Raw genomic sequence first — 8,180 nt, 5'->3', positions numbered from 1 at the left:
GTTCCGCATCGCCCCGCCGCTGACGATCTCCGAGGACGAGCTCGATCTCGGATTGCGCACCATCTCCGACGCGATCGAGGCGGTGCTGTCCACCGGCGCCGGCCGCCCAGGCATCGCCGCCGAGTGACGGGCAGGGACCTATGAACGAAGCGAGCATGACCGAACAGGCCTCGGGCGACGCGCCAGACCGGGACGCGGCGGCCGGCACCATCCGCGTGCTTGTCGCCAAGCTGGGGCTGGACGGGCACGACCGGGGCGCCAAGGTGGTTGCGCGGATCCTGCGCGATGCCGGCATGGAAGTCGTCTATACCGGCCTCTACAAGTCGCCGGGCGAAGTCGTGGCGGCGGCGGTCCAGGAGGACGTCGACGTCATCGGCGTCAGCCTTCTTTCCGGCTCGCATGTTCCGCTGTTCCGGGAGTTGGGGCGCTGCCTGCGCGAAGAGAAGGCCGATCACATCTTCGTCGTCGCCGGCGGCGTCATTCCCGAGCAGGACTATGCCGCCCTGTGGGACAGCGGCGTCGATGCGATCGTACCGCAGGAGGCGCGGGCCGAGCTGATCGTGACGACGATCAGGAGCCTGATCGCCGCTCGTGGCCGCGTATGACCCTCTCCATGCCTTCGCGACCGGTGAAGCGCGCGGCATACAGGCCATCGATCGAGCTCGTGCCCGAGATACTCGCCGGCAACGTTGCGTCCATCGCCCGCATGATCACGCGCGCCGAGGCGGGCTATCCGGAAGCCGCGCCCGCGCTGGCGGAAATCTACAGGCATACCGGCAAGGCGCATATCGTCGGCATCACCGGCGTTCCGGGAGCGGGCAAGTCCACGCTCGTGTCTTCCCTCATCCGGGCGTTCGCGTCGGAGGGGCGCAAGGTCGGTGTCGTCGCCGTCGATCCGAGCAGCCCGTTCTCCGGCGGCGCGATCCTCGGTGACAGGGTGCGCATGAGCGAGGCTGCCTCGTCCTCCCAAGCGTTCGTCCGAAGCATGGCGACGCGCGGCCACCTGGGCGGCCTCGCCCGGTCGACGCTTCAGGCGGTCGACGTCCTCGACGCCGCCGGCTACTCGCCCATCATCATCGAGACCGTCGGCGTCGGCCAGGACGAGGTGGAAGTGGTGACGGCGGCGCACAGCATCGTCGTTCTCTCGGCGCCCGGGCTCGGCGACGACATACAGGCGATCAAGGCCGGCATATTGGAGATCGCCGATATCCATGCCGTCAGCAAGGCCGACAAGCCGGAAGCGGCGGCAACCGTTTCGGCCCTGTGTGGTATGATGACCCTCGGGTCGGAAAGGGCGCGGTCGAAATGGACGCCGCCGGTCCTTCCCGTCAGCGCCGTCTCGGGCGAGCGGATCCGCGAGCTGAAGGACGCCATTTCCGGGCATTGGGGGCATCTGCGCGACAGCGGCGAGCTGGCCGAGCGGCAGCGCGGCATTTGCCGGACGCGGATTCTCGGCGCGGCCAAATATCTTTTCCAGCGCAAATTCGATGAACGGGCCGATGAGATCGGAGAGCACATCCAGGCGGTCGTGAACAGGGACATGGACCCCGCCGGCGCGGCCCGCCTTCTGCTCGGCTGGACGGACGAGGGGCAAGCGACATGAATCTGTTCTCCGAGACCGCGATCGAGGATATCCGAGAGAAACAGGCCGCGTGGGAGGAGAAGGAACTCGCCGCCGCGCTCGCCGGGCGGCCGGAGGAAAAGCCGGCCTACGAGACGGAATGCGGCATTCCGCTGAAGCGCGTCTACACGGCCGCCGACATCGCCGACATTCCGGCCGACGAGCTCGGTTTCCCCGGCGCCTATCCGTTCACCCGCGGCGCCTATCCGACGATGTATCGCGGGCGGCCCTGGACGATCCGGCAGGTCGCCGGCTTCGGCAATCCCGAGGCCACGAACCAGCGCTACAAATACATGATCCAGACCGGCCAGACCGGGCTCTCGACCGACTTCGACCTGCCGACGCTGCTCGGTTTGGACTCGGACGACCCGAGGGCCTTCGGCGAGGTCGGGCGCGTCGGCGTCGCCATCGACACGGTCGACGACGTCGACCGGCTGTTCGACGGGATCGACCTGGAAAAGATCTCGGTCTCGCTCACCATCAATCCGTCGGCCTGGGTGGTCTATGCCATGTATGTCGCCGTCGCGGAGCGGCGCGGCTACGACCTCCATAAGCTGGCGGGCACGCTGCAGGCCGATCCGCTGAAGGAATATGTCGCGCAGAAGGAGTGGATATATCCGGTGCGTCCCGCCGTGAGGCTGTTGCGCGACCTCATCATGTACAGCGCCAAGGCGACGCCGAAGATCAATCCGATCAGCCTCAGCGGCTATCACCTCTCGGACGTCGGCGGCAACGCGCTGCAGGAGATTGCCTTCATCATGGCCTTCACCATCGCCTATTGTGAGGAGGTCACCGGCGCCGGCATGGACATTGACGACTTCGCGCCCCGGCTGTCCTTCTTCTTCATCAGCCACCAGGATTTCTTCGAGCAGATCTGCAAGTTCAGGGCGGCGAGGCGGGTCTACGCCAAGATCATGGCGCGGCGCTTCAAGGCCAGGAAGCCGGAATCCATGCGGCTGCGGGTGCATGTGCAGACCGCGGCGATGAGCCTGACCAAGGTCGAGCACCACAACAACCTCATGCGCACGGCGATCCAGGCGCTCGGCGCCGTGTTGGGCGGCTGCCAGAGCATGCACACCAACGGCCTCGACGAGGCCTTTGCCATCCCGACCGAAGAGGCCATGAAGCTGGCCATCCGCACCCAGCAGATCATCCGCGACGAGATCAACGTGACCTCCGTGATCGACCCGCTCGGCGGCTCCTATTTCATCGAGCGCCTCACCCGCGACATGGAGACGGAGATCTGGAAGCTGCTGGACGAGGTGGATGAGCGCGGCGGCGCCGTGAAGCTGGTCGAGGAAGGCTGGTTCCAGCAGAAGCTCGCGGACTCGGCCTACGCGACATTCCAGAAGATCGATGCCGGCGAGAAGATCTCGGTTGGCGTCAACCGCTATGTCGACGAGGCCAGCCGCTCGGCCGAAGTGCACATCCATCCCTATGACGAAGCGTGCACGCAACTGCAGATCGACCGCCTCCAGGCGGTGCGGGCGAGCCGCGACAATGCCCGCGTCCGGGAACTGCTGAAGGACCTCGCCGAACAGGCGAGGTCCGACGACATCAATCTTTTGCCGAAGACCATCGAGGCCGTGAAGGCGAAGGCGACGCTTGGCGAGATCTGCGCCGCGCTGCGCGAGGTCTGGGGCGCTTATGCCGAACCGATGATCGTTTGAGGAGGACGCCCAAGGTGGGAGACGACAAGATGGGGGACGTCAAGATGGGCGCAGTCATTTCCAGGCATGATGGCGCCATCGCCTGGGTCAAGCTCAACCGTCCCGAGCGGCTGAACGCCATGAACAGGCAGCTCGTCGACGGGCTGTCCGAGGCGCTGGCGCGCGCCGAAGCGGACCCGTCGATCCGCGCCGTCATCCTGCATGGCGAAGGACGCGCCTTCTGTTCGGGCGACGACCTCAAGGACCTCGACGAGCAGACCACCTCGGAGGCGACGACACGAGGCTGGGTGGACGCCATCCAGAACATCACCCTGCAGATCATGCAGTCGCGCAAGATCGTCATCGCTGCGGTGCATGGCTGGTGCGTGGGCGGCGCGCTCGAATGGGCGGTGAATTGCGACTTCACGCTCTTTGCCGACAACGCACGCTGGTTCTTCCCCGAAGTCACCTATGGGCTGTTCGTCACCGGTGGCGTCACCGCGCTGCTTACCAAGCAGACCGGGCCGCAGGTCGCCAAGGAGTTGATGATCCTGGGCGAGAAGCATGATGCGAGCAAAGCGCTCGAAGTCGGCATCGCCTGGAAGCTCTTTCCCGAGGCGCAATTGCTGGACGAGGCGAGAAAGCTCGCTTTGGCGATAGCGGAGCGTCCGGAAAGCGCGGTTGCCGACATCAAGCATGCCATCAACAACGGCTTCCACTCTTCCCTGGCCGACGCGATGGCGCTCGAGACCAGGGCCACGGTGAGCGGTTTCCTCTCTCCCGATGCGCAGGCGCGGGCAAAGAATTTTTGATCCATGACCATGCTCGACCTCGCCCCTTCCTTCTACATCCCCGGCCAGCACGACGATGATATGGAGAACCGGGTGCTGCCGAAAATCCTGCGCATGCAGGCCGAGCGCCTCGGCGACAGCCCGTTCATCGACATTTGCGGACGCTCCGCCAGTTTCGAGGAGATGCAGGTCATCTCAGGGCGGCTGGCCCGAGGTCTGCGTGGCCTCGGCATCGGCAAGTCCGATCGCGTGGCGATGCTCTTGCCCAATTGTTTCGAGCTGGTCGCGACCTGGTTCGCGGTATCGAGCCTGGGCGCCATCGAGGTGCCCAGCAATCCGGGCCTCAAGGGCGACCTGCTCTGCCACAACCTGAACAATTGTGGCGCCGAGGTCCTCGTCGCCGACGCCAACGCGCTTGAGGAGCTCGCCAGGGTCCAGGACCGGCTGCCGGACCTGCGCACCCTCATCCTCGTCGGCGTCGATCCGGGCGAAGCCCGGGCGGCCGGCATCAGGATCGGCCGGATCGTCTCCTTCGAGGAATGCATGGCCGGGCAGCCGGATTTCGATCTCGCCGACATCCATTATTCGGACCCGATGGCGATCCTCTACACCTCGGGCACCACCGGTCCCTCCAAGGGCGCCTTGATGTCGCATCATCACTGCTATTCCTGGGCGGCGGGGATGGCGCTCAATCTCGGCTACACGACCGGCGACAGCTATTTCTCAGCATTGCCGCTGTTCCACACCGACGCGCAGATGTTCGGCGTCTACCTGCCGCTGATCTACGGCACCCGCGCGACGCTGGTCGACGGCTTCAGCGCCTCGCGCTTCTGGGAGCAGGTCCGCGCCAGCGGCGCCACGGCCACGAACCTGCTCGGCGCCATGGCGGTCATCCTGTCGCGCCAGTCGCCGTCCGACAGCGACGGCGCCAATCCGGTGCGCATATGCCAGTGCATTCCAATGGTGCCGGACAAGCAAGCGTTCGAGCGACGCTTCGGCATGCGGCTCGTCACCGGCTACGGACAGACGGAGACGGGTTTCGTCACGCTCGATACCGTTGATGAGACGAAGGAAGGTTCCTGCGGCCGTCCGCACCCAGACTGGGAAGTCGCGATCGTCGACGACAAGGACCGGCCTTTGCCGCATGGGTGCGTCGGCGAGATCGTATCGCGCCCGCGCAAGAGCTGGAGCATGTTTTCCGGCTATTACCGGGCGGACGCCAAGACGGTGCAGACGCTACGGAACCTCTGGTATCACTCCGGCGACGCCGGCCGCCTGGACGCGGATGGCTGGCTCTATTTCAAGCACCGCCTGAACGAGGCGATCCGGCGGCGCGGCGAGAATATATCCGCCTACGAAGTGGAAACCGTCGCCGAGAAGCATCCCGAGATCGTTGAAAGCGCGGCGTTCGGGATCCCGTCGGAGTTCACCGAGGAAGACATCATGGTCGTGGCCCAGCGGCGAGCGGGCTCGACCCTGGAGGCGGCCGAGCTGCTGGCGCATTTCAGGGCGCTGGCGCCGCGCCACATGGTGCCGCGCTACATCGAGATCACCGACACGCCGCTGCCGCGAACGCCGACGGAGAAAATCGCCAGGACAGCGCTGCGGCAGCGGGGTGTCGGCGCCGCCACATTCGATCGGGGCGAGCGCTAGCAAGGCGCAGGCAGAAGGAGGACGGAGCACCACGCGATGCAGCGCCGGATGATCGCTCCCTGTTTCATGGACGACACGCTCGAATGCCTTCGCCGCCACAATGTCGAGGTCGAGCCTTTGCTGGCGAGCGTCGGACTGCCGCCGGTGATTTCCGAGCCGATCTCGGCCGAACAATATGGCGCGCTCTGGCATGCCGTCGCGCAGGCGATGGACGACGAGTTCTTCGGCGAAGGCGCCCGGCCGATGCGGGCCGGCAGCTTCGCGCTGCTCTGCCAGGCGCTGCTTACCACCGAGACGCTGGAGCACGCCCTGCGCAGGGGCCTGCGCTTCCTGCGCGCCGTGCTCGACGATCCGCATGGCGAGCTGACCGTCGGCGACGGGCTCGCCGAGATCAGGCTGAGCGATTCCGGGCCGTTGCGTTCGGCCTTCGCCTACCGCACCTTCTGGATCATCGTCCACGGCGTGAACTGCTGGCTGGTGGGCCGGCGCCTTCCCATCCGCTGGGTGGATTTCAAATGCAGCATTCCACCGACGGGGAGTGACTACCGGCTGTTCTTCGGCGCGCCGGTGCGGTTCGACCAGCCCGAAAGCCGCCTTGTCTTCGATGCCGAATTCCTGAAGCTGCCGGTCATCCGCGACGCCTGCGCCCTGCGCGAATTCCTGCGTAAGGCGCCGGCCAACATCCTTGTGCGCTACCGCCATGATGAGGGGCTCTCGGCGGCCATACGGGGGCGCCTTCACGCCACCGCGCCCGCTTCATGGCCAAGCTTCGAGCGGCTTGCCGCCGGCATGCGCATGCAGGCGCCGACCTTGCGCCGCAGGCTTCAGTCGGAGGGTCAGAGCTATCGCTCGATCAAGGACGAGATGCGCAGGGCGCTTGCGATGGAGGCTCTGCTCAACGGCAGCCGCAGCGTCGCGGACCTCGCCGCCGACATCGGCTTTTCCGAGCCGAGCGCCTTCCATCGCGCCTTCCACAAATGGACCGGCAAGAGCCCGGCCTTGTTCCGCCGCGAGGCCTCGTCCGACGCCGATCTGCGCGACAGCGCGCCCGTGAACTAGCAGGCAGGCGAGGCATTCCCGAAACATTGCAAAATCGATCACCAAATCTGGGTCTTACGGTCATCGTATGCCACTTCGCTTGCAGCCAATATGCCCTGAAAGCGGGGCATTTTTGGATGCGGATTGAAGGCAAGACATCTCTGGTGACTGGAGCTTGCTCCGGCCCCATGACCTGAGCCGCTCGCCTGGGTTTGACCTTGCCCAACGGCAAACCCGGCCCGCCCAATTCAAGTCAGCTCGATGCGTCGGACGTGGGCATCGCATCGAAGCCGCAACCTGTGCCCACCACGAAAATGGGAGCCTCCATATGAAAAAACATCTCTTGTCGGCGGTGGCAGCGGCCGCCCTTGTCGCCTTCGCGGGCAACGCCTGGGCGGACATCGTCATCGGCGTCGCCGGGCCGATCACCGGTCCGAACGCGGCCTTCGGCGCCCAGTTCCAGAAAGGCGCCGAACAGGCGGCCGCCGACATCAACGCCGCCGGCGGCGTGCTCGGCCAGAAGATCAAGATCGAGATCGGCGACGATGTCTCCGATCCCAAGCAGGGCATCTCGGTCGCCAACAAATTCGTCGCTGACGGCGTGAAATACGTGGTCGGCCACTTCAACTCGGGCGTATCGATCCCCGCCTCGGAAGTCTATGCCGAGAACGGCGTGCTCGAGATATCGCCGGCATCCACCAATCCGCAATACACCGAGCGCGGCTTGTGGAACACCTTCCGCACCTGCGGCCGCGACGACCAGCAGGGCAAGGTCGCGGGCGACTATATCGCAGCGAACTTCAAGGATGCCAAGATCGCCATCATCCACGACAAGACGCCTTACGGCCAGGGCCTCGTCGATGTCGCCAGGAAGGACCTGAACGCCGACGGCATCACCGAGGTGATGTATGAAGGCATCAATGTCGGCGACAAGGACTTCTCCGCGCTCATCGCCAAGATGAAAGCGGCGGGCGTCACGCTGATCTATTTCGGCGGCCTCCACACCGAGGCGGGCCTGATCATGCGCCAGTCGGCGGATCAGGGGCTGAAGGCGACGCTGTTCTCGGGCGACGGGATGGTCTCGAACGAGCTTGCCTCGATCGCCGGCGATTCGGTCATCGGCACCTTGAACACCTTCTCGCCGGACCCGCGCAAGAACCCCGCCGCCAAGGACATCGTCGAAAAGTTCCGTGCCGCTGGTTTCGAGCCGGAAGCCTACACGCTCTACTCCTACGCGGCGGTCCAGATCGTCGCCGCCGCGATCGACAAGACCGGCTCGGCCGACGACGCGCAGAAGGTCGGCGCGACCATCAAGGCAGGCGGCCCGTGGAAGACGGCGATCGGCGACATCGGCTATGACGAGAAGGGCGACATCACGCGTCCCGACTATGTCATCTACGAATGGAAGAAGGGCGCCGACGGCAAACC

The 8,180-nt window shown here is 65.5% G+C and carries 7 protein-coding genes; all 7 read left to right on the top strand.

Annotation, left to right across the window (positions count from 1 at the left end):
* Positions 1-155: 155 nt before the first annotated feature.
* Positions 156-605 carry a cobalamin B12-binding domain-containing protein gene (locus EOD07_RS13895; RefSeq protein WP_127235869.1) on the top strand — a complete coding sequence of 150 codons (450 nt, stop codon included), beginning with the start codon at positions 156-158 and terminating at the stop codon, positions 603-605.
* Positions 606-613: 8 nt separating this feature from the next.
* Positions 614-1,603 carry a methylmalonyl Co-A mutase-associated GTPase MeaB gene (meaB, locus tag EOD07_RS13890; protein ID WP_245470133.1) on the top strand — a complete coding sequence of 330 codons (990 nt, stop codon included), beginning with the start codon at positions 614-616 and terminating at the stop codon, positions 1,601-1,603.
* On the top strand, positions 1,600-3,291 hold the full coding sequence (locus EOD07_RS13885) for a methylmalonyl-CoA mutase family protein (RefSeq protein WP_127235867.1): 1,692 nt from the start codon (positions 1,600-1,602) through the stop codon (positions 3,289-3,291). The genes meaB and EOD07_RS13885 overlap by 4 nt, the downstream gene beginning before the upstream one ends.
* Before the next feature lie 29 nt (positions 3,292-3,320).
* On the top strand, positions 3,321-4,082 hold the full coding sequence (locus tag EOD07_RS13880) for an enoyl-CoA hydratase/isomerase family protein (RefSeq protein ID WP_245470131.1): 762 nt from the start codon (positions 3,321-3,323) through the stop codon (positions 4,080-4,082).
* A gap of 3 nt (positions 4,083-4,085) precedes the next feature.
* On the top strand, positions 4,086-5,714 hold the full coding sequence (locus EOD07_RS13875) for an AMP-binding protein (protein WP_127235866.1): 1,629 nt from the start codon (positions 4,086-4,088) through the stop codon (positions 5,712-5,714).
* A 36-nt stretch (positions 5,715-5,750) separates the two neighbouring features.
* Complete coding sequence (locus EOD07_RS13870; RefSeq protein WP_127235865.1) at positions 5,751-6,773, top strand: AraC family transcriptional regulator; 1,023 nt, start codon at positions 5,751-5,753, stop codon at positions 6,771-6,773.
* A 307-nt stretch (positions 6,774-7,080) separates the two neighbouring features.
* Positions 7,081-8,180: branched-chain amino acid ABC transporter substrate-binding protein (locus tag EOD07_RS13865; RefSeq protein ID WP_164772235.1), on the top strand; the 1,100-nt coding region annotated here is incomplete at its 3' end.

The organism is Mesorhizobium sp. M2C.T.Ca.TU.002.02.1.1, assembly GCF_003997225.1.
Note: the sequence above shows the minus strand (reverse complement) of the source record. Positions and strands in the feature narration are given on the sequence as shown.